General features: G+C 38.4%; 22 protein-coding genes. 14 read left to right on the top strand and 8 right to left on the bottom strand.

Going from position 1 to position 21,523, the window contains the following annotated elements:
- Positions 1-16 precede the first annotated feature (16 nt).
- Entirely contained in the window at positions 17-1,204 is a 1,188-nt protein-coding gene (locus V6C17_RS01425) for an MFS transporter (protein ID WP_333520766.1), read from the top strand.
- Positions 1,205-1,242: 38 nt separating this feature from the next.
- Here V6C17_RS01425 and V6C17_RS01420 read toward each other — a convergent pair whose 3' ends face one another.
- Positions 1,243-1,797 (bottom strand): CBO0543 family protein, encoded by a 555-nt coding sequence (locus V6C17_RS01420; RefSeq protein WP_333520765.1) that lies wholly within the window; start codon positions 1,795-1,797, stop codon positions 1,243-1,245.
- 201 nt (positions 1,798-1,998) lie between these two features.
- Here V6C17_RS01420 and V6C17_RS01415 point away from each other — a divergent pair, with 201 nt between their 5' ends.
- A complete protein-coding gene (locus V6C17_RS01415; RefSeq protein ID WP_333520764.1) occupies positions 1,999-2,895 on the top strand; it encodes a DMT family transporter in 897 nt (298 codons plus the stop codon).
- 129 nt (positions 2,896-3,024) lie between these two features.
- Here V6C17_RS01415 and V6C17_RS01410 read toward each other — a convergent pair whose 3' ends face one another.
- On the bottom strand, positions 3,025-4,692 hold the full coding sequence (locus V6C17_RS01410; protein ID WP_333520763.1) for an ATP-binding protein: 1,668 nt from the start codon (positions 4,690-4,692) through the stop codon (positions 3,025-3,027).
- A gap of 193 nt (positions 4,693-4,885) precedes the next feature.
- Here V6C17_RS01410 and V6C17_RS01405 point away from each other — a divergent pair, with 193 nt between their 5' ends.
- Positions 4,886-5,344 (top strand): CBO0543 family protein, encoded by a 459-nt coding sequence (locus V6C17_RS01405; protein ID WP_333520762.1) that lies wholly within the window; start codon positions 4,886-4,888, stop codon positions 5,342-5,344.
- Positions 5,345-5,477: 133 nt separating this feature from the next.
- Here the strand turns inward: V6C17_RS01405 and V6C17_RS01400 are convergent, their stop codons facing one another.
- Positions 5,478-7,040: a sigma 54-interacting transcriptional regulator gene (locus V6C17_RS01400; RefSeq protein WP_442891426.1), complete on the bottom strand. Its 1,563-nt coding sequence runs from the start codon at positions 7,038-7,040 to the stop codon at positions 5,478-5,480.
- A gap of 363 nt (positions 7,041-7,403) precedes the next feature.
- Here V6C17_RS01400 and ald point away from each other — a divergent pair, with 363 nt between their 5' ends.
- The gene (ald, locus tag V6C17_RS01395; protein WP_333520760.1) at positions 7,404-8,543 is read left to right on the top strand and encodes an alanine dehydrogenase; all 1,140 of its coding nucleotides are present in this window, start codon (positions 7,404-7,406) and stop codon (positions 8,541-8,543) included.
- Positions 8,544-8,613: 70 nt separating this feature from the next.
- On the top strand, positions 8,614-10,020 hold the full coding sequence (locus tag V6C17_RS01390) for an amino acid permease (RefSeq protein ID WP_333520759.1): 1,407 nt from the start codon (positions 8,614-8,616) through the stop codon (positions 10,018-10,020).
- 155 nt (positions 10,021-10,175) lie between these two features.
- Here the strand turns inward: V6C17_RS01390 and V6C17_RS01385 are convergent, their stop codons facing one another.
- Entirely contained in the window at positions 10,176-10,553 is a 378-nt protein-coding gene (locus tag V6C17_RS01385) for an FMN-binding protein (protein ID WP_333520758.1), read from the bottom strand.
- A gap of 187 nt (positions 10,554-10,740) precedes the next feature.
- Here V6C17_RS01385 and pdxR point away from each other — a divergent pair, with 187 nt between their 5' ends.
- From pdxR to V6C17_RS01370, 3 genes are all read left to right on the top strand, one after another.
- On the top strand, positions 10,741-12,135 hold the full coding sequence (gene pdxR, locus V6C17_RS01380; RefSeq protein ID WP_333520757.1) for a MocR-like pyridoxine biosynthesis transcription factor PdxR: 1,395 nt from the start codon (positions 10,741-10,743) through the stop codon (positions 12,133-12,135).
- Between the two features lie 96 nt (positions 12,136-12,231).
- Positions 12,232-12,885, top strand: coding sequence for a heterodisulfide reductase-related iron-sulfur binding cluster (locus V6C17_RS01375; protein ID WP_333520756.1), 654 nt, complete (start codon positions 12,232-12,234; stop codon positions 12,883-12,885).
- Positions 12,886-12,897: 12 nt separating this feature from the next.
- On the top strand, positions 12,898-13,449 hold the full coding sequence (locus tag V6C17_RS01370; protein WP_333520755.1) for a bifunctional transcriptional activator/DNA repair enzyme AdaA: 552 nt from the start codon (positions 12,898-12,900) through the stop codon (positions 13,447-13,449).
- Positions 13,450-13,534: 85 nt separating this feature from the next.
- Here V6C17_RS01370 and V6C17_RS01365 read toward each other — a convergent pair whose 3' ends face one another.
- Complete coding sequence (locus tag V6C17_RS01365; protein WP_333520754.1) at positions 13,535-13,921, bottom strand: hypothetical protein; 387 nt, start codon at positions 13,919-13,921, stop codon at positions 13,535-13,537.
- Between the two features lie 346 nt (positions 13,922-14,267).
- On the opposite strand from V6C17_RS01365, the gene V6C17_RS01360 reads away from it, so the two are divergent.
- The 5 genes from V6C17_RS01360 to V6C17_RS01340 all read left to right on the top strand — a co-directional run bounded on the left by V6C17_RS01360 (position 14,268) and on the right by V6C17_RS01340 (position 18,760).
- Entirely contained in the window at positions 14,268-14,873 is a 606-nt protein-coding gene (locus V6C17_RS01360) for a LysE/ArgO family amino acid transporter (protein ID WP_333520753.1), read from the top strand.
- Between the two features lie 49 nt (positions 14,874-14,922).
- Entirely contained in the window at positions 14,923-15,222 is a 300-nt protein-coding gene (locus tag V6C17_RS01355) for a MerR family transcriptional regulator (RefSeq protein ID WP_333520752.1), read from the top strand.
- A gap of 245 nt (positions 15,223-15,467) precedes the next feature.
- Positions 15,468-16,592, top strand: a complete 1,125-nt coding sequence (locus tag V6C17_RS01350) for a DUF362 domain-containing protein (RefSeq protein ID WP_333520751.1) — start codon at positions 15,468-15,470, stop codon at positions 16,590-16,592.
- A 164-nt stretch (positions 16,593-16,756) separates the two neighbouring features.
- Complete coding sequence (locus V6C17_RS01345) at positions 16,757-17,392, top strand: flavodoxin family protein (RefSeq protein WP_333520750.1); 636 nt, start codon at positions 16,757-16,759, stop codon at positions 17,390-17,392.
- 177 nt (positions 17,393-17,569) lie between these two features.
- Complete coding sequence (locus tag V6C17_RS01340) at positions 17,570-18,760, top strand: zinc-dependent alcohol dehydrogenase (RefSeq protein WP_333520749.1); 1,191 nt, start codon at positions 17,570-17,572, stop codon at positions 18,758-18,760.
- Between the two features lie 68 nt (positions 18,761-18,828).
- Here the strand turns inward: V6C17_RS01340 and V6C17_RS01335 are convergent, their stop codons facing one another.
- Positions 18,829-19,329: a Dps family protein gene (locus V6C17_RS01335; RefSeq protein WP_333520748.1), complete on the bottom strand. Its 501-nt coding sequence runs from the start codon at positions 19,327-19,329 to the stop codon at positions 18,829-18,831.
- Between the two features lie 209 nt (positions 19,330-19,538).
- Here V6C17_RS01335 and V6C17_RS01330 point away from each other — a divergent pair, with 209 nt between their 5' ends.
- A complete protein-coding gene (locus tag V6C17_RS01330) occupies positions 19,539-19,754 on the top strand; it encodes a hypothetical protein (protein ID WP_333520747.1) in 216 nt (71 codons plus the stop codon).
- 679 nt (positions 19,755-20,433) lie between these two features.
- Here the strand turns inward: V6C17_RS01330 and V6C17_RS01325 are convergent.
- A complete protein-coding gene (locus V6C17_RS01325) occupies positions 20,434-20,757 on the bottom strand; it encodes a hypothetical protein (protein ID WP_333520746.1) in 324 nt (107 codons plus the stop codon).
- 140 nt (positions 20,758-20,897) lie between these two features.
- Positions 20,898-21,257 (bottom strand): hypothetical protein, encoded by a 360-nt coding sequence (locus V6C17_RS01320; protein ID WP_333520745.1) that lies wholly within the window; start codon positions 21,255-21,257, stop codon positions 20,898-20,900.
- Positions 21,258-21,523: the final 266 nt, after the last annotated feature.

Below are 21,523 nucleotides of genomic sequence, written 5' to 3'. Positions count from 1 at the left end.
GAGGGAAATTTGGCTGGTGGGTAAAATTTCAGCCGGCACCAAGAAAATTCACACTAAAGCACTCTTAACTGGAGGATTGGCACATTTAATTCATGATGGATTTACGGATATGCTATACGTCTTTTTTCCAATTTGGCAATCACAGTTTTTGCTGACATTCACGGAAATCGGTTTTTTGAAAACCCTTTTTTCAGGTACTATGGCCTGTTTCCAAGTGCCGTCGAGTTATCTTGCTTATCGAATAGGCGAAATTCGGCTGTTGTTACTTGGAACAGTACTTACAAGTATTGCCGTATACCTGTATGGCTGGGCGCCATCGCCGGTAGTTTTAGGTTTCCTACTTATTGCAGGTGGATTAGGCTCAAGTGTACAGCATCCATTATCTTCGTCGCTAATTTCAAACGCGTATACTGATAATATTTCGCGAAGAGTTGCGCTGAGTACTTTTAATGTAGCAGGCGATATAGGTAAACTGCTTTTGCCTGCGGGAGCTTCTTTAATAATAAGTCAGTATAGCTGGCAGGCCGCGAGTCAGGTAATAGGTCTAGTAGGTATAGTAGCAGCAATTATTCTTTATAAAAGCAGTAAAAATATAATATTTCAAAATGAGCAGCAAAAAAGCGTAAAACGAGCAATCAGCTTAGTCTCGTGGAAAGCAAGCAAAGGCTTTTGGGCTTTGCTAATGATCGGAATGATTGACAGCAGCACAAGAATGGGGTTCTTAACTTTTTTCCCTTTTGTACTTCAAGAAAAAGGGGCTGGGGTGACTACAATCGGTTTAGCGCTTTCTCTTATATTTGCAGGGGGCGCAATGGGCAAATTTATATGCGGTATGCTGGCTGCAAAAGTTGGGATAATCTGGTCTGTAATCATTACGGAAATTCTCACAGCACTCTGCATAGTAGGTATGCTTAGCTTTTCATTACATACTGATATCATACTTTCGTTATTTCTCGGAGTAGCATTAAATGGTACTTCTTCAGTACTTTATGGCAGCGTTCCTGAATTGGTATCTGAAGAAAACAGAAAGCAGGCTTTTGCGGTATTTTATACAGCAACAATTGCTTCAGGTGCAGTTTCACCTTGGGTGTATGGAGCTGTAAGTGATATTGTTGGCATCAATACTTCTGTAATACTGGTAGCATTAGTTGTATTACTTGCTATTCCGTTGACAATACCCATTAAGGGAAAGCTTATTGGTTGATTATTTAGTTGTTGAATACCATAGGAGAAGTTCCATAATCAATCCTTGGCTTTAGCTAAACTATAAATCTTTTGGGTTCCCCATTTGGTAATTAGTCCGATTGCTATGTAAATTGGAAAGCCGTAACTAGGGTTCCAATTTAGCGGAACGTAAAGGTTCAGCCAAATCAGTATGGGTTCACAAATCCAAGTAAATATACCTGCAGCAATTGCTATTGCTTGTATATATTTTTTCCAATCCCGATACTTTTGGTAGATAAGCATATAAGTAACTGGCAAAACGGAAAAGTTTACCTCTTCAAATCGCGGGAATAGTGGAAAAATCTCAACTAAATATGTCCACATGCCGAGTTCATAGCCGATATGATCAAATGTTTCAGAAATAATTATCACCCATGTGCCTAATAGCATTGTTTCGGGTAAATATTTCTTATCGACCATTTTTATAAAAACAATCCAGGGGATAATGAATACTGTTAGCAAAAGCCACCACTGCCAAGTAAAAAGGTCAAGGTATCTCCATTCATATATGTTAAGGCGGGTGATTTCTAGGGTCAAATCAAGGGTTCGATTTGCAATTTCTTCATTATCCAATTATGAACGCTCCTTAGAAAAATTGAAACTTTAATCTCATTGCTTTTTATCTTCTCCAAAATCTCAATATATATTTCCCAAAGCATAATCGGAAGCACAGGGACGGCAAGTTGTGATTATTGCCAAAGTATCATAAATTATATATAGTTAAATTAGCTCTTCTTGTAGGATGAGTATGCTGCTGAGGCAAGGATGATAAGCATGGTCGAAAAAAGAAAAGCATATATTGCAGCAACGCTCTATGCAATGATAGTCGGACTATCATTTATGTTTGTAAAAATGGCATTAACAATTGCTACGCCATTTGATGCATTAGCACATCGGTTTACTATTGCATGGATTGCTGCCTCAGTGCTATTGTTGTTTAAAAAGGAAACTATAAATTTACCAACTAAAGATATAATAAAAATCGCCTGTTTAGCGATTCTTTATCCAACCCTCTTTTTTGCGTTTCAAGTATTTGGGTTAGTTCACACGTCATCATCAGAAGCTGGAATTGTCCATGCGTCAGTTCCAATCTTCACACTGGTTTTGGCAAGCTTAATCTTGAGAGAAAAAACTACATATGGTCAAAAAATTGCCGTCATGTTATCGGTGCTTGGTATAATTTACATCTTATACATGAATGGAATTGGGGATAAAAGTATAAGTCTACTCGGCAATGGGTTGGTTTTGCTTTCAGCTGTTTCAGCTGCACTATACAACGTTTTTGCCAGAAATTTAACAAAGTGTTATTCGTTGCTGACAATCACTTATATTATGACTCTCTTTGGGCTAATAACATTTAACGGTCTAGCAATCATAAGTCATATGTTAAACGGTACTATTAATTTATTTATGCAGCCCTTTACCCATTTAAACTTTGTAATTGCTATGCTTTATTTAGGTATATTATCATCGCTAGGGACGTCTTATCTTTCTAATTATGCGCTATCACAATTACAAGCATCTCAAATGAGTGTTTTTAGTAATTTAGCAACACTTATTACGGTATTAGCAGGGATTGTCATATTGAACGAACCTTTCCATTATTACCATGCAATTGGCGCTTGCGTAATTATCGCTGGAATTGTTGGTGTTAATTACCTTAGAGATTAAAAGTTGTCATTAGTTATCAGTGGGGATGGTTCCTATGATATAAGAAGGAATTAGAGTGTAAATAGAAGAAAAACGCCCTTTTTTAGGAGTGCTTTACTCACTGAAAAAGGGCGTTTTCTATTTTATAATCTATAATAATGGAGGACTAAAATAAATAAAAAATGTAGTGCCGCCATGGTGGGTACTAATTTTAATTTTGGCATTGTGCCTGCTGGCTATTTGATAGCATATTGGAAGGCCTAAGCCCGTACCTGTGTCTTTTGTAGTAATAAAGGGTGTACCAATGTTTTCAAGTATATAAGATGGTATTCCCGATCCCTGGTCACTGACAGATAATACAATGTTGCTATTTTCTTGGAAGGTGTGAATAGCTAAATTTCCCCCATTTGGCATTGCTTCAATACTATTACGTACTAGATTTAAAAGCAATTGGCGAATTTCATTTTCGTCTAGTAATAATTCTGGAATAGCAGTAAGGCTAGATGATACATATATTTTTGAAGAATTAGCATCTGCCTGGATTAAGGGGAATAGTGATTCAATAATAATATTTAACGATCTTATTTCTAAATTAGCTTTTTTTTCTCGTGACAACGAAAGGTACTCGGTGATAATTGAATTGGCTCTATCAATCTCTGCAATCATTAATTTAAAAAATTCTTTATCTGTTTGGTATTTTTCTCTTCTCCCCATTACTTGTAAGTAGCCGCGTACGGTAGTCAAAGGATTTCTAATTTCATGAGCGACAGTTGCTGCCATGCTACCTACCACATTCATACGGTCTAACATTGAGGATATTTTTTCTAAGTTCTTTCGGGTTGTAATATCACGAGCAATACCATGTAGTGCGATGAGCTCGTTGTTATCATTATAAATAGGAGTACACTTTTGTTCTAGCCATAAGGTAGTTTTGTCTTTTCGAACCAGCCGCAACGTCAGCGGTGATTCAATCGATTTAGGGATATTGTAGATAAAATTATCGAGCAAGAAATGATCATCAGGATGTATTAAAGTCCAAATTAAAGTATTGTCTGCATAAAATTCTTCGGGGGAATAACCAGTAATCTCCAAAACTGATGGACTGATATACTCGATTTTTGATTCAGTTAAAATTTGATACGAATAGATTACGTCGGCAGCATTTTCTGCTAGCAAACGGTATTTAGTTTCCGTATTTGCCAAAGCTGTTCTAGTATTTTCAAAGTATACTATTAGAGTTCCAACAGCTATGAACACGCGCAATAAACCGCCAATAGAGTGAGCCCAGAGAAGCATCCATGAACCACTAAGTATGGCAGGTGCAATTATATTTAGAAGACTCCACAAGATGAAAGCATAGCCAGTAATTAGACGACCGATTTTTAGCAGTTGTGAATTACGAATAAAAGTTATGCCGATCCATATGCATACAAAACAGCCAAAATAGATAGGGAGCAATAATTTATAAATTAACGGTTGGCATAGCATGTTTATCGCTATACTTAGGAAAAAGACGAGACCAGTTCCATATACCCACCATTTGCTAAGCCGTTTATTTATAGAGAGATGCGTAGCCCACACGAAAAGCAGGATACTGATTATAATCATAAATTGATATGTGATCAAGCCTAAGATAGACTGCTTCCAAGGAAGAATACCTAAATCGAATACTATATACCGTGAGAGTAGGATTAGCCAGCCAAGGGCCCATATCCCCATGTACCGGTGGCGATACAGTATATATAAATAAATATAGACGAGAACTATGGAAGCGGTGCCAGTAACAGAGGTTATTATTGATACATGAACATAATCCATAATTGCTCCTAGTAACGTTAGTTTGCAAGTTGTTTTACATAAGTTGTTGTTCTATAAAAAATATAGATTTCCTTCCCTTTGGGTAGTTATGGTTAAACGATAAGAAATATACTATTATGGTTATTTCAAAATCTGTGAGATTAATAATTACAGAGTCTTGACGGAATAATATAAGCGAATAGGTGGTGATCCTGTGTCGCTTGAATTATGGTTACAATATATAGCAATGACAGTGGCTTTGCTGGCTTTAGCCTTTTTCTATAAAGGGATGAAACGCTTTATTCCAGTAGCAATGTTTGCTAGCTTATACGCTAATGTTTGGTGTTTTATTGCTATGCATTTTAAGTGGTGGGAGTTTCCCGTCAGGGTATGTCCAATAATTGATGATATATCTTTTACAGTTAATATGGTCGTAGTTCCAATTTTAGCGATGATTTGGGTGCGTTATTCACCAATGAGCAGAGTAAAATGGGCATTATTATGGTCTGTTGTATTAGGACTCATGGAATTTTTTCTTTCTAGATATACACACATGATAGTTTATGGCAACGGTTATGATTGGTATTATTCTTTATTATTGTGGTTACCTTCTTGGGCTATTTGGTTGTGGTTCCATAGATGGTTTTATAAGGATGGATGGGAGCGAGACTAAATCTCGAAGAGGACATCGAAAGAGAACAAGGGGCGGAAGTTACATTTCTGTACCTTGCTTAATTTATGCCATTTATAAAAAATAATGGGGTATCTATATAAATCAAGAACTACTATAGCTTATTAGTAGGGTATCATTCTATTTCTTTTAAATTATATTTCCGCATTCGGGCTAGAACGCTAGTATGAGATAAGCCAAGATGTTTTCCTACCTGCCGAGAAGTACGATGTTTCTTGATTGCTTCACGAAGAATGCGGCATTCAACCTCGGAAATGATATCTTTTAAATTACTAGTTGTGGTAGGCAGACACAAGGGCTGGGTAGGAACATAATTTTTATCAATCATTATGTGCTCAGCATTAATTTCTCCTTGGCAAGCAAGGCTAACGGCTCGTTCAATTACGTTTTCCAACTCCCGAACGTTACCGACCCAATCATGATGCAGCAGTTTGGTCATTGCTGGCTTTGCAATGTGAGTAACTTGTTTTTTTAGGCGATGATTTATTTTTAGCAATAAACTTTCAATTAATATGGGCAAATCTTCTTTGCGCTCACGCAGTGGAGGAATATAAAGGGGAATTACGTTTAGTCGGTAATATAAGTCTTCGCGAAATTCATTCTTACGAATCATATCTTCAAGATTTCGATGGGTCGCAGCGATGATTCTAACGTTTACAGATATTTCACGATCGCCGCCGATTCGACGAACTTTACCTTCTTGCAAAAAGCGTAATAGTTTTGCTTGGAGGTTGCTGGAAAGTTCACCGATTTCATCAAGGAAAATAGTCCCACCATTAGCGTACTCAAATAGCCCGAGCTTTCCGCCTTTTTTTGCTCCAGTAAAAGAACCATCTTCATAGCCAAATAGTTCGCTTTCCATGAGTGCATCAGGCAAAGCAGCGCAGTTAATCGGTGCGAATATTTTCTCGCTGCGGGGACTTTCCATGTGAATAGATCTAGCAAATAACTCCTTGCCAGTGCCGCTTTCCCCCCGAATCAGTATGGTCGAATTATTCTTAGCAACAAGTTTTGCCATATTAATGGTTTGTTTCATGCTATCACTTATGTGAATGATATCAGCAAATTTGCTGATTTGGGGCTTGATAACCGAATAAACCAGCTCTTTTACATCAGTCATAGCCTTCAAGACTGCAACTGCACCAATAATAGATCCTGTGTCATCTTTTAGTGGACGGCCGCTAGTAATATAATGGCTTTCTCCCTTCGGGGTCATAATAATTAATTCGCGATTATTATAGACTGTTCCATCTTGTACCGTTTTTAGCAGCGGAATATTAGATCCAAGAATATCTCTAATTTTTTTCCCCAGTACATCAATTGTCTTGTAACCTAAAATTTGTTCTGAAGCAGGATTAAAATGCGTTATTACTTCCTGTTGGTCAATAGCTATAATGCCATCGCCAATAGTATCCATCACTGCTTGAAGCTGTTGTTCTCTTTCTTGGTAAGGCATATGGGATATTGGAATGACATGGTTAACTTGCGCAATTAGAGACAATTGCTGTATGACTAAACTGCAATTCTTAGGTGACAATTCTTGAATTTCTAGATACATAATATTAGGTGAAACCTCCATGGAAAGGATATTAATATTCTGTTCAACTAGAACTTTAGAAATATCAAGCACAAGTCCTACGCGATCTTGATTTATGATTTTTAAACAAAGATTAGCCAACATATTTCACTCCTCAGCAAAGTAGTGGATGGAGGTTTTAAGGTACTACACTATTGGTGAAAGATTTGCCCAAAATATTACGGGATAGTGATAGCTTGTCAAGCTAAGGTGCTTATATAAGAGGTCTGATGAAGTGCTTCATTAGGCTGGAATGAAAGAACACCAAATGGAAAGGTTTAATTCCGAATGCTGTAACGAAATCATTCCATTTGATATAGATAAGGTAGGCAATTGGTTGGATGATTTACAATGAATTGGTTTTTACCTAGCTGACAGGCTGGGTTTATTTTTTTATAAACTACTTAGTCTTTGGCACGAGATTTGCATTTATAATTTGCAGAATTAAAAAAGGAGGTCCTGTTTATGATTATTGGCATACCTAAAGAAATAAAAAATAATGAAGCGCGTGTTGCAATTACGCCAGCAGGAGTAACCGCAATGTGTAATGCAGGTCATACTGTTGTAATTGAAAGCAACGCGGGAAGTGGCAGCGGAATAAGTAATGAAGCTTATCGCGTGGCTGGTGCGACCATTTTAAACTCTGCCAAAGAGGTTTTTGGTCAAGCGGATATGATTATAAAAGTTAAGGAACCTATAGCTTCAGAATACAATTTGTTTAGAGAGGGGCAGATATTGTTTACATACTTGCATCTTGCTCCCGAACCAGAACTAACTAGAGTTCTAATAGAAAAACAAGTAACCGGTATTGCCTACGAAACAATTGAGGTGGGGCGTACGTTACCGCTGTTAGTGCCTATGAGTGAAGTGGCAGGGCGAATGTCAATCCAAATTGGTGCACAATTTTTAGAAAAGCCTGTTGGTGGTAAAGGGATTTTGCTTGGAGGAGTGCCGGGTGTAGATGCCGCTCAGGTCGTAATTGTAGGTGGCGGCATAGTAGGAACTAACGCCGCTAAAATGGCTGTAGGTATGGGTGCCCGTGTTACGATACTCGATAAATCTTTAGAAAGACTCCAATATCTTGATGATATATTTAAAGGACGAGTCGCTACGATCATGTCCAACAGCTACAATATAGCCCACTGGGTAGAAAGGGCAGATTTATTAGTGGGTGCAGTCCTGGTACCTGGAGCAAAAGCACCGAAATTAGTAACTGAAGAAATGGTAAAAGCGATGAGCCCTGGATCGGTTATTGTTGATGTTGCCATCGACCAAGGCGGCTCGGTAGAAACAATTGACCGCATTACAACCCATAGTGATCCAACATACGTCAAGCATGGCGTTGTTCACTACGCAGTGGCCAATATGCCAGGTGCTGTAGCCAGAACATCAACCTTTGCTTTGACTAATGCTACTATAGAATATGCTTTGCAGATAGCAAATAAAGGTTGGAAACAGGCAATTAAAGAGAATGCTGCCTTAGCAAAAGGGCTTAATGTAGTTGGCGGTAAGTTAACTTATAAGGCGGTAGCCGATTCGTTAAGTTTGGAATATACACCTTGGAATGAAGCTATAGATTCAGCTCGCGATTTGCCAAGTGAATGATCAGTATTAATGTAATTCAGGGAATAGTTGTCCATGCAGTTAAATAAATATATGTAAGGGAGGGATATATATGAATATTTTTCGCACAAAAAACATAGCGGAACTAATAAAGGGAACTGAACAGCATGCCTTGAAAAAATCTCTTGGCGCTATGGATCTAGTCCTATTAGGTATCGGTTGTATTATTGGAACGGGCATTTTTGTACTTACAGGAGTGGCTGCAGCAAAATATGCCGGTCCGGGTATTATGCTGTCTTTTGTATTATCTGGTCTTGCTTGTGCTTTTGCGGCATTGGCTTATGCCGAGCTTGCAGCTATGGTACCTGTTGCTGGCAGTGCTTATACATTTGCCTATGCGTCGCTAGGAGAATTTGTTGCATTTATTGTAGGATGGGCATTAGTTTGTGAATATACTGTTGGGGCATCAGCCGTGGCTGCGGGGTGGTCCGGCTACGTAGTTGGCTTACTTAAATCGGCGGGAATTGTTCTTCCAACGGCTTGGACTGCCGTTCCTGCGGATGGAGGAATTCTTAATTTGCCAGCCATTATAATTGTTATATTTCTTACCTATCTTTTAGTTTTAGGCACTAAAGAAAGTGCAGCACTAAACAAGGTTCTGGTATTTGTAAAACTCGGCTGCGTTGCTATCTTCTTACTCTTAGCAACTCCTCATGTAAATCCAATGAACTGGGAGCCGTTCCTTCCATTCGGACTAGGTGGTGTGGCCACCGGCGCGGCTATTGTTTTCTTCGCATATATTGGCTTTGATGCAGTATCGACAGCTGCAGAAGAATGTAAAAATCCAAACAAAGACATCCCAATTGGGATAGTGGGTTCATTGGTTGTATGTACTGTATTGTATATTGCAGTAGCTGCTGTTCTTACAGGTGTTGTTCCTTATACATCACTCAATAATGGCGAACCGGTGGCTTTTGCTCTACGTACAATAGGATTAAATTTTGGTAGTGCAATAGTAGGTCTGGGGGCCATTTGTGGGATTACTACAGTTCTATTAGTAATGATGTACGGACAAACTCGCGTATTTCTGGCAATGGCTAGAGATGGAATGATTCCACAAACTTTGGTAAAGGTACACCCTAAATATGGCACTCCTCATACAATAACTATTGTTACAGGTGTCGTGGTTTGCATACTTAGTGGATTTCTGCCAATCAACGTTATAGCCGAATTGTGTAATATGGGAACGCTTCTAGCATTTTGCATTGTTTCCGTTGGAGTTTTCGTACTTCGTAAAAGACAGCCAGATATTCATCGCCCCTTCCGCTGTCCGTATGTGTGGTTAGTTGCACCGCTGGCTGTGCTATTCTGCGGATACTTGATTGCGAACCTTCCAGCAGAGACTTTTATGTTCTTTGGAATATGGGTAGCTATAGGCATACTAGTTTACTTCACATATAGTAGGCATAATAGTACGCTCGCTCAAAGTAATTCTGATGGAGGTTCTGCATCTAAATAATTACTAGTGGTGCGAGTCCGCAGTTCACAAAAAAACAAGAAGCTTTAAGAGCATTGTAACTCTTGAAGCTTCTTGTTTTATGACACGTAAGCTTTTTCAGCTTTTTAAAAACATTAAAACGGGAGGATTGTATGTTGATAAAATATGAGCGCCAATTATAGCATTTGCTTTGACGATGATACGGTAATTTCTAAGACTGCTCGGATCCATGAAAACTTTTCTTTCATGCGATCAAAGTCTGTACCGGAATTTATAAAACGAGCACTTCCTTTAACAATAAAGCCTGTGCCTTTTCCCCTGTAACCTTCAATTTCTCTACTTGCAATTGAGAGAATTATCTCATTGTGGTTTGAAAGGTTTTTTTCGGTTTTGTTATAGCCGGCAGCCGGTATCTGGAGTTTATTATCGGGAGTTACAGTTATATAGCTATTCCAGGTATTTACTAAATGAGGACCATCTTCGCCATTAGTAACCATCGAAACAGCTCCGTCTACAGGGTGAGAGAGAATCGCCAATAATTTTTCATTAAGCATAAAATACATCCTTTCGTTGATAAAGTCTAGCTTGGATATTTACATTTTAAAATGGAATTGTCCCCATTAGTAGAGGCAGTTTTCAAAAAAAAGACGGTGGCAGTTCTGTGTATATTATTGAAACTATCTTTTGGATGCTATAATAGTGGTAATTTACTTCGAAATAGAATACAAGTGTTGGTGAAATATGATGTTTATATTGGATAGTAATGATCGGCGACCATTACACGTTAAGCTTTATCAAGATATAAAAGAGCAAATCTTATCTGGGAAGCTAACTGCTCATGTCAAGCTGCCTTCAGTTAGGCAACTTTCCGTAGAATTATCAGTAAGCCGGAACACTGTTGAATATGCTTATGAACAATTAGCCACAGAAGGCTTTATATATAGCAAACCAAGAAGCGGATACTATATTTCGCTACTAGACCAAGGTTGTATCCCTTGTACTCATCGGAGTGTTGTTGCAGCGGAAGTGAAGACTGAAGATGGAAACAAATGGTTATACGACTTCCATCCCGCTGGCATCTCTTCAGATAGTTTCCCCAATAATGTTTGGCGTAAACTAATAGCCGAAAACTTAAAGGAAAAAGTAGAACAATTTAGCTTATATAGTAATCCGCAGGGAGAGTTTGATCTGCGCTCTGAGATTAGTAAGTATTTGGAGCGATTTCGTGGAGTTTTATGCGGACCAGAACAGATTGTTATAACCTCAGGCCTTCAAGATAGTCTGGCGATCATAGCTCAACTATTAAAATGTAATCATTCAATACTGGCAGTCGAAGATCCCGGTCACTGGATTCCTAGATCGGTTTTCCAAAACTATTCTTATTCTATCAACCCCATTTCAGTGAATTCTAGCGGTATAGACTTAGACTATTTAAAGAATACCAACAGCACTATTGCATATGTTACCCCCTCACATCAATTTCCATTAGGATATGTTATGCCGATAGATAATCGGCTAAAGCTGATTGAATGGGCTGAAAATATTGGGGGAGTTATTATTGAAGACGATTATGACAGCGAACTTAGGTATCAGGGAAAACCGATTCCTGCATTGCAAGGATTGCACTCTAAAGGAAGTATTATATATTTAGGAACTTTCTCGAAGGCGCTGTCTCCGGCGCTGCGTGTAGGATATATGGTTTTACCGCATCAATTCCTGGGTGTATATAGCAAATTGTTTAGCAAATATGCTGCCTCTGTATCGTTACTAGAGCAAAGTGTACTATTCAGTTTTATGGAGCAGGGCCTTTGGGAACGCCATCTGCGAAAGATGAGGACAATTTATAAGAGGAAACATGATGCGCTTATTCAAGCCCTTGATCGACATTTCGGTAAGCGAGTCAACATCCTTGGACAAGGGGCGGGACTCCATATTACTTTAGAGTTAGTTAATAATACGTTAAGTGAGGAAACAATTATCAATCGGGCCTTAGAGCGAAATGTTCGGATATATCCTATATCTGACACTTACCAGTGCAACCGGGATTACCCTTCTTATGTAATGCTTGGATTTGGCCGGATGAATTCTGATGAACTAGAAAAGGGTATAGAAGCTCTATCCCAAGCGTGGAATTAGTTCACTATTTTGTGAGAAAAATTACTTAGTGAAATATAGGAAGATTGTTTGATCCATTTAATATACAATTATTATAAAAACACATGGAGTGATTACATGAACCACGTTTATGCACCCGGTTGCGCTTTGATGATATACAAGCCCGAATCGGCGGCAAATTTATTAGGTTTTTTAAATAGCGAATTAGGCAGTACCCCTCAACACTTAACTTGCTGTAGGCACTCTCCGAAGCTTGCAAGTGATACAACGGTAATAAATACCTGCGCAGGCTGTGACAGACGATTTAGAGAACTTTATGAAGGTATCTCTACAATTTCACTTTGGGAGATACTAGCTGAGAGCAAAACATTCCCATTTCCTAATTATAACGGCATGGAAATGTCCATTCATGATGCCTGTCCTACTCGTACTGAGGAAAGGGTGCATGATGCAGTTAGAAAACTGCTTGAAAAAATGAACATAAAGCTTACAGAACCTGAAAAAACCAGGGCAAATGCAACCTGTTGCGGTGATAGCTTCTATGGTGCAGTATCAGTAGAACAGGTTAAAGAGCAGATGCGAAAACGGTCAGAGGAAATGCCATCCGATAATGTCGTAGTTTATTGTGTATCTTGTATTAAAGCGATGCATATCGGTGGGAAACAACCACGCTATCTGGTGGATCTTTTATTTGGCGAAAGCACTGCTGTTGGCAATTATGAGCCTGAAGAGTGGCATAACGAGTTGCAGCAATTTATAGATAAACATTAGAAGGAAACACGTATGGACAAGTCTGTTTTGCTTACTGATGACGAAAAATGGTTTGCTACTATTGCTTGCGATAAAAGCAGTGACGGACAGTTTTTTTATGGGGTCAAAACAACAAAGATTTTCTGTCGGCCTTCATGCAGAGCAAAATCTCCACTACGAGAAAATGTAGTGTTTTTTAATTCTTCTACAGATGCTCTAGAAGCTGGCTATCGTTCATGTAAAAAATGTCGTCCAGATATGCTAATATATGAGCCTGATTTAGAACTGGTAAATAAGCTTAAAGAGATTTTTAATCAAAATTATGATCAAACAATATGCTTAAGTGCGGTCTCGCAACAGTTAGGTGTGAGTGCTAGTCATTTAATAAGACTATTCAAGCAGTATATTGGTCTTACTCCTGCCCAATATATATTACGATTGCGGCTAGACAAGGCTATAGAGTTAATTGAACAAACAGAAATTAATATTACTGAGATAGCGTATATGACGGGATTTCGCAGTATCTCTAGTTTCTACAAGTATTTTAAGTTGCAAACGAGTCGCAAACCTAATGATTATAGATGAAAAGAAATTAACTAAAGCTTCAAGAGTGGTCAGCTCTTGAAGCTTCTTTATTTTGTAAATTTTATTGTAGTTTTCCTAGGTATTTTTACTGGTACTGATAGTTGACTCGCCATTTAACATCCCAATAGTCAAAATAAGCGTAGTCTACATTATGAATGCGAAATTTCCAACGAATAGATTCACCGGGGTATAATGTTACATTTAAATCACGGAATGTGGCTGATTCTTGCAGCCACCACCTGGTAGAATGTTGACGGACATAGATATTCATTTCCAGCCAGTTTACCCATTTTATTATTCGTGTCCCGCTATTGTAAAAATATCCGTCAATAATCAACCGGCCAAGATTATCATAATATACTTGATCGGTATACCATTGAAGACTAGGTGCAGCTAGGGCAGTAGAAGTAAAACCGGCGAGTAAACATATCAAGGTTAAGCAGACTAATAAACGAAGCTTATTACTATACACGTGGCTCATCTCCAACTCGCTTTTTTATCATATCCTATTAGGAAAAGCGATTTGTGGTGACTCACTAGGTGAAAAATCTCTAATAATAATCAAGGGTTAGTAGTATATAGGTAGATAAAAGGCATCAGGGCTTATATTAGCCTTGATGTCTATTTATCTACTAAGGAATCTCAGTTAGAATTAATTACTGTCGTCCTGCTGCCGAGGTTATTTTATCTTAGTTAATATGGAGGTTTTTTATTATTCTAGAACGAATAACAATGTGTTCTATAAATACGACTGCGCTATGTTATACTAAATCGATACTGATAAAGGGATTTAGTGCAATGTTTAAGGGAGATATTTAATGCAGGCGTTCATACATGGGGTTATTTTAGCTATCGGTTTAATACTGCCTTTAGGAGTCCAGAACTTATTCGTCTTTAATCAAGGTGTAACGCAGCCAAGCTTTTTTAGAGCTTTGCCGGCAATAATTACGGCATCAATGTGTGATACACTGCTTATTTTAATCAGTGTTCATGGTATTTCTCTTTTACTGTTATCTTTTGGATTTTTAAAAATAATTATGGCTGCATTCGGGGCCGTCTTTTTATGTTATATAGGCTGGCTAACTTGGAATAACACAGCAGTAAATAATGATAGGGATAAAAAAAGCCTTTCAAGCAAACAACAGATAATCTTTGCAGTGACTGTGTCGTTACTAAATCCTCATGCAATACTTGACACTATTGGTGTAATTGGTACAAGCTCAGTAAATTATCAAGGTGATGATAAGCTGCTGTTTACAGCGGCTTGTATTATTATTTCCTGGGCATGGTTTTTCTTTTTGGCGATATTAGGGCGGGGATTGGGTAGCCAAAATTGGTTTATCCAGTATTATGAAGTTATAAATAGGTTTTCAGCTATATTGATATGGGGTTCTGCAGTCTATATAGTGCTTACTATGCTATAGAAAAATAGCGGTGTAACTTGCAAAGTTAAAAAACTCTGGAGGGCTAATTATGACATACACAATCAAGCAGGTATCGCAAAAGCTTGACTTGACAGCATATACACTAAGGTATTATGAAAGGGAAGGACTATTGCCTTTTGTAGGGCGCGATAATAATGGAAATCGTATCTTTAACGACCATGATATAGAATGGCTGATATTAATTCGCTGTTTGCGTGATACAGGTATGTCAGTGGTGCTGAAATCAAAGGCTACGTTAGTCTCTGCCTGGAAGGCGATAGTACAATTGAGATTAGAAAACAAATTATGTTTCAGCACAAACGTGATCTTGAGCAGCGTATTGTATTGATGAACGGCTATCTTGCTAAGATTAATAAAAAGCTTGACTATTACGATAATTTTATTGTGGGCCAAGACATAGATTGCTGCAATCCTAAAAGCAAGGCCAAATGAATATTTATTTAGTATAGACTAACTGTCTATGCTTTTTTATTGTTATTAAGTAGGTTCAAAAGCTATTGACATCGAGTGTACTCTAAGGTGTACGCTGATAAATGAACAATCATAAAGAACTGAGGGGGCTAGTCGAATTTTATGGGAAAATCTCAAGTGTTTTTTACTAATATGCGAGCAACTTCTGATATGAATTTGCTGCAAAAACTAGAAAAGCTAGTTAAAAGAGCCGGGATAGAACAAATTGATTTTAAAGAGAAATTTACAGCAATTAAAGTGCATTTTGGAGAGCCGGGTAATCTTGCGTTTCTTCGTCCTAATTACTCAAAAGTTATTGCAGACTTAGTTAAAAGTCTGGGTGGAAAGGTATTTCTCACAGATTGCAATACTTTATATGTAGGCAGGCGTAAAGATGGATTAGAGCATTTAGATGCAGCTTATGAGAATGGCTATAATCCGTTCACAACAGGCTGTCATATTATTATCGGTGATGGATTAAAAGGAACAGATGAATCATATGTTCCTGTGCCGTGTGGTGAGCATATCCAGGAAGCAAAAATCGGAAGGGCTGTAATGGATGCCGATATATTCATTAGCCTAACACATTTCAAAGGACATGAACTTACTGGATTTGGCGGTGCATTAAAAAATATTGGTATGGGTTGTGGTTCAAGAGCTGGGAAAATGGAGATGCATAGTGATGGAAAACCTCGTGTCTCCAGCAAAAAGTGTGTAGGATGCGGCGTGTGTGTGAGTATTTGTGCTCATTCTGCAATCAGTGTAGTGGATAAAAAGGCTGGTATAGACCATACACGGTGTGTTGGCTGCGGACGCTGTATAGGTACTTGCCATTTTAATGCTATCGTTGCAGCTTGGGATGAATCAAATGATGTGTTAAATAAAAAGATCGCTGAATATTCATGGGCGGTACTTAATGGCCGACCTCATTTTCACATTAGTATGGTAATCGATGTAGCTCCAAATTGCGATTGCCATAGTGAAAATGATGTGGCGATTATTCCTGATATCGGTATGTTTGCCTCTTTTGATCCCGTAGCGCTCGACATGGCATGTGCTGACATGGCAAACAAAGCTCCGGTTATTTCTGACAGCTTTTTAGACGAACAGATAAAGAAGCAGGGTTCTAACTGCGAGCAACAAGATCATTTCGCGATAGCTCATCCAGAGACAAATTGGAAGTCTTGTATCGATCATGCGGTGAAACTTGGTATTGGTACCAAGGAATATGAAATTATCGAGATTTAATGTTACATAGTAAAGAACTGAGGAAACAGTAAATGTATAAATGCATTACCTTGTAGTAAGTATCATCCTAAAAAGTGGGTACTTGTATCGGAATATTTTGTAATATATATTATTTGCATGAGAAAACCTATAATTATTTGGATCGAATCAAAGGAGGATGAGGTATGAAGGTTATTGCTTTTAATGGTAGTCCCCGCAAAGAGGGTAATACTTATCATGCATTAAAGACTATTGGAGATGAACTTGAAAAGAGTGGTATTGAATTTGAAGTGATCCACGTAGGCAATAAAGCCGTTCGAGGCTGTCTTGCCTGTATGGGCTGTGTAAAAAATCAAGATGAACGATGTGTAATTTCTTCTGATGACGTAAATTCCTGGATCCAAAAGATGAAAGAAGCGGACGGGATTTTACTGGGATCGCCTGTATATTACTCAGGCATAGCAGGTACTATGAAATCATTCCTGGATAGAGCGTTTTTTGTTTCATCTGTTAATAAGTCCATGCTTCGAAATAAGGTTGGTGCAGCAGTAGTCGCTGTAAGACGGTCGGGCGGAGTTTCAACATTTGATTCATTAAACCATTACATAATGTATTCCGAGATGGTTGTGCCAACTGCAAATTATTGGAATGTGACTCATGGAATGATGCCAGGGGAAGCAGCGCAAGATGGAGAAGGCAACCAAATTATGAGAGTATTAGGCAAGAACATGGCTTGGCTACTTAAAGTATTAGAAGCTGGCAAGCCTCTAGTTGATCCTATACCACCAGAGCAAAAAGAACTCACAAACTTTATAAGATAGAATCAGTTAATCTACTGGCTTGTAGCATAGACTACAAGCCTTTTTTATTAGTGAAAAATGACTGATAGTCTTTATTTAAATCTTTCCTAAAAATTAATCAAGATAATGAAAATTTAAAAGTTCAGGCGTATTATTACCTACCTTTAGTAACATTCTAACAATTAAAGGGGGGTAGGTATGAAAGCAGTTGTTTATCATAAACCTTATAGTCTGTCACTAGAGAATGTACCAAATCCTGAGATACAGGATTCGCGAGAGGTATTGCTGCGTGTAACGTCCACGGCAATCTGTGGATCGGATTTACACATTTATCATGGTTTACAGCCCATGCTCCATGATGGTGTTATACCAGGGCATGAGTTTATGGGAATTGTCGAGGAAGTAGGTAAAGATGTAAAGCGTTGGAAACGAGGTGATCGGATTTTAGTTCCCTTTCCAATATCCTGTGGTCACTGCGTAATGTGTCAATCCAAACTTTGGACTCACTGCGAAAACTCTAATGAGAATGGTGAGATAGCTGCAGCCTTTGGTCATGGAGCAGCATATGGCAGTTTTCAGGGAGGACAAGCCGAATATGTTCGTGTGCCCTATGCTGATGTTAGCCCACTGGCTGTGCCGGATAATCTAACAGATGAGCAGGTGCTCTTTGTTACAGATATTTTACCGACAGCTTATTGGATAGTAGATGTGGCTGGTGTCAAACCTGGGGATACAGTAGCTGTATTTGGATGTGGTCCAGTTGGAATACTTGCTCAGCGGTGCGCAATCTTTAAAGGTGCAAGTCGCGTTTATGCAGTTGACCAAGTGCCATATCGCCTCGAATATGCCAGAAAGCTAAATCCGGGTGTTGAGACAATAAATTTCCGTGACCATGACGACCCGGGCGAAGTCATTCGCGAGTTGACGAATGGGCGTGGTGTCGATGTTGCAATTGATGCAGTAGGCTTTGAGGCAGAGCCTACCAACCTGGTAGTTGCAGCAATGGTAGGAATGAAACGAGTAGGAATTCCGCCTTTGCCAGGTACTCGTCCAGAAGATCAACCAGCAGTTGCTTCTGTTTCGGCGATAAACTGGGAAGTGAAGGCGCTTCGTCATGGCGGCAGCCTTGGGTTGGCTGGTGTTTACGGCGCAAAAGCTGATGGGTTTCCTATTGGTGATATTTTTGCAAAAGGTATTACCATAAAGTGTGGTCAGGCCCTAGTCCAAAATTATACTAGTCAGCTAATTCAACTCATTCAGCAAGGGAAGCTTAGGGCTGATGATATTATCACACATCGCTTAACTTTGGATGATGCGATGATTGGCTATGAAAAGTTTGGCCGTAGGATAGACAACTGTCTTAAGGTTGTTATGCATCCTAAGCATTAGTAATCTTATTAACAGCGATACACGCAAAAGCGACGTTTTACCAATTGGTAAACGTCGCTTTTTAATGGCTAACACCTTGTTAGGAATGCACTAAAGAACCAAAGGTTCTTCTCGTAGAAGCAAATTGCCTCGGCTAATAATCCGGAGGTACAATCATCTTCAGAATCTTTGGCTACCTCATTGATTTTTCGCGCCAGCTTTAACATTGTACAAAAATCTTCTAAAATTATTTTTGCAGAACAAGTTGCGTTTAAATCTTCGCTAGGAAGCTCACAAATGGTTGCAACCTCAAGATAGTCTTGCATAGAAGCTCGTGGATAGCAGCCGAGCATCTTGATTCGTTCTGCGACTTCATCAAGCTGTTCACTAATTGCCTCATAAAGTTCTTGTGTTTTTTTATGCATTTCAAAGAAGCCAGCACCAACAACATTCCAATGAATATTATGCAGTTTTACAAATAGGATGTTTAGGTTGGCTAGGTATAGGTTTAGTCCTTCCACAACTTTTCGAGCCTGTTCGGGTTTAATGCTGCCGCAGCAGTATTCCGGAGAATGAAATTCGTTATTCATGGGTACTCCTTTCATAATATAAATAGAATTGTGAGATTTTTTATTTATCAGAAGTGAAAACATGTTATGTTACATTATATGGGATCAAAACTATTTATGTGCATTAGCCTTGGATTGAGCAAAGTAAGATAAATAATCAGAATATAATGACAAATAATTAGAATAGATATATAATAGAATAAAATTGCAAGTAACTAGGAGGGGCAACGATGGTTGAACAGCGTTGGTGTGAGCATGATGAGAAAACTTCAAAATTTACAATGTTAGATTATCAGTTTGAAGATAAAACGGTTAAATTAAGAGTTCAATCATGGTTTTGCCCAATATGCGGAATGCATGGAGCTGAGACACAGGTAATTAGCCCTATGCCTTTTCCTAAACGAATAGAGCAAAATGCATACTCTTTATGCTGGGTAGAGCCTTGACAGCTCTCGGTTAAAAAGCTAATATGACTCTAATGAAAATAATATAATAGCAGCTACATAACAAAATATCCCTAGAAAATCTAGGGATATTTTGTTTATATTTTTAAAAGAGTCGCCAGCCGCACTGCTTAATACATGATTGATAGGCTTTTTCGGCGGCTAGTTTTTGTGCTGGCGTATTAGCGAAATATATAAGTCTGTGGTATAGTCTATTGCATCGCTCCAGACAAAAGTTTGCTTGAATATAAATTGCCTTGTTTAGGGGTAAGGAAGAAAGATGTCTTAATATGCTGTATTGATAATGGTGTTCATTCATTGTCAATGCGTAACGTGGATCAATGTAGCTGCTTATATACCTGTTACCAGTGCAAGCCCACATCTAAAACACTCCTTTATAATCTATACTATAGCATATTAATTAGAATGTAATTATGTTAAAACGCAGCCTTAATAGTTGCTGTTTTTCTATGAGTGGACAATATAGTTCTTAGCCAACGAGTAATTATTAAGCCTTGGATGATGAAGCTTAAATAATATATGGATAAGAGAAAGCAGATGAGTTAGTGTGGTCCTGAAAAAACACTAGTGTTATTAAATAAAATGGCGTCTGAATTTTAGCAGACGCCGAACAAGTTTATTGATGAGACTAGTTTTGTTTGGTACTGCTCGAACGTAGCTATTAATCTACATCGTCCGCTTCGGGGCAACCGCCACTTGGTCCGATTGATACAATTTCGTCAAGAGTTACTTTTACTATATCTCCAGCTTCGTAAAGTGGAGGTTCGATAGTTTGAAGCTGGGCATTATCACGTATTAATGCCGCATCGCAAGTTAGCTCAAGAACCAGAAAGCGGTTATTTGCTAATGAGACGTTCGGTTGCAGAAAGGGGAAATTCTGGTAATAGCAATTATCTCTTAAAATTTGACCCTGTAAGACGATGCGGTTTTCAAGAACTACTGTAACAGTTCCGACACCATTAACCCAGAAGTTTTGATTTCTCATAAATTTACTCCTTTACATAAAGTGATATAACTCTGTTATATAATATTCACCTGTTATGCAAAGTGTTTTAGTATACTAAAAAATAGTTTATGATCACAAAAGGAGACGACCTCGAATTAGTCGTCTCCTTTGCTATGCAGCTATTGATTTTTTAGTGCCTCTTGTGCTGTTGTTTTGATGCGGGGATCTTTCATCATAGCGCGAACAGTATCTTTCATTTCGGGTTCAGCCATAATATCGAGTACTGGCTGGCGCATTTCCGGTGAAGACATCATTTTAGTCATTGATGACCGCATTTCAGGAGAACTCATAACCCTTCTCATCATATCAGGATTATTGTTCATCATATTAATCATTGCGGATTCACCCATGTTTTGAGCTTGGTCAATTCCCTGCTCAACACGTTGTTCCGGCTTTTGTTGGGGGGAAGTTGAACAGCCAACAAAAAGTAATGACCCAATAATGCTTAGTGTGCATAAAGTTAATAATCGTTCGCCCATATTGCTTCCTCCTTTGTTTTGCAATATTATCTTGCGTAGAAAGCATAGAAGGTATACCAATATTGGCAAAGATTCATCTATATGGAAAGATGTATATACAAAACTTATTTGTTAATTGCTGAAGCTGTTAGGCTGTACTATAATTAATTATTAGGACGGAGGTGAATAATCAATGTGGTTTGTCTCAATTCACATTGAAAAAGATGAAAGCTAGGATTAAATTTATAGATTGGGCTATGCTGTGTTTTTCATTATTATGGTTAGTA

Source organism: Dendrosporobacter sp. 1207_IL3150 (assembly GCF_036763085.1).
Lineage (GTDB): Bacteria > Bacillota > Negativicutes > DSM-1736 > Dendrosporobacteraceae > JBAIYU01.
Note: the sequence above shows the minus strand (reverse complement) of the source record. Positions and strands in the feature narration are given on the sequence as shown.

Excerpts from the sequence above, each read along its gene's own strand:
- V6C17_RS01370 (WP_333520755.1), top strand. The coding sequence starts at position 12,898 with ATGGACAAGTCTGTTTTGCTTACTGATGACGAAAAATGGTTTGCTACT.
- V6C17_RS01385 (WP_333520758.1), bottom strand. The coding sequence starts at position 10,553 with ATGCTTAATGAAAAATTATTGGCGATTCTCTCTCACCCTGTAGACGGA.
- pdxR (WP_333520757.1), top strand. The coding sequence starts at position 10,741 with ATGATGTTTATATTGGATAGTAATGATCGGCGACCATTACACGTTAAG.
- ald (WP_333520760.1), top strand. The coding sequence starts at position 7,404 with ATGATTATTGGCATACCTAAAGAAATAAAAAATAATGAAGCGCGTGTT.
- V6C17_RS01345 (WP_333520750.1), top strand. The coding sequence starts at position 16,757 with ATGAAGGTTATTGCTTTTAATGGTAGTCCCCGCAAAGAGGGTAATACT.
- V6C17_RS01330 (WP_333520747.1), top strand. The coding sequence starts at position 19,539 with ATGGTTGAACAGCGTTGGTGTGAGCATGATGAGAAAACTTCAAAATTT.
- V6C17_RS01340 (WP_333520749.1), top strand. The coding sequence starts at position 17,570 with ATGAAAGCAGTTGTTTATCATAAACCTTATAGTCTGTCACTAGAGAAT.
- V6C17_RS01375 (WP_333520756.1), top strand. The coding sequence starts at position 12,232 with ATGAACCACGTTTATGCACCCGGTTGCGCTTTGATGATATACAAGCCC.
- V6C17_RS01390 (WP_333520759.1), top strand. The coding sequence starts at position 8,614 with ATGAATATTTTTCGCACAAAAAACATAGCGGAACTAATAAAGGGAACT.
- V6C17_RS01335 (WP_333520748.1), bottom strand. The coding sequence starts at position 19,329 with ATGAATAACGAATTTCATTCTCCGGAATACTGCTGCGGCAGCATTAAA.
- V6C17_RS01410 (WP_333520763.1), bottom strand. The coding sequence starts at position 4,692 with ATGGATTATGTTCATGTATCAATAATAACCTCTGTTACTGGCACCGCT.
- V6C17_RS01320 (WP_333520745.1), bottom strand. The coding sequence starts at position 21,257 with ATGGGCGAACGATTATTAACTTTATGCACACTAAGCATTATTGGGTCA.
- V6C17_RS01325 (WP_333520746.1), bottom strand. The coding sequence starts at position 20,757 with ATGAGAAATCAAAACTTCTGGGTTAATGGTGTCGGAACTGTTACAGTA.
- V6C17_RS01355 (WP_333520752.1), top strand. The coding sequence starts at position 14,923 with ATGACATACACAATCAAGCAGGTATCGCAAAAGCTTGACTTGACAGCA.
- V6C17_RS01360 (WP_333520753.1), top strand. The coding sequence starts at position 14,268 with ATGCAGGCGTTCATACATGGGGTTATTTTAGCTATCGGTTTAATACTG.
- V6C17_RS01415 (WP_333520764.1), top strand. The coding sequence starts at position 1,999 with ATGGTCGAAAAAAGAAAAGCATATATTGCAGCAACGCTCTATGCAATG.
- V6C17_RS01350 (WP_333520751.1), top strand. The coding sequence starts at position 15,468 with ATGGGAAAATCTCAAGTGTTTTTTACTAATATGCGAGCAACTTCTGAT.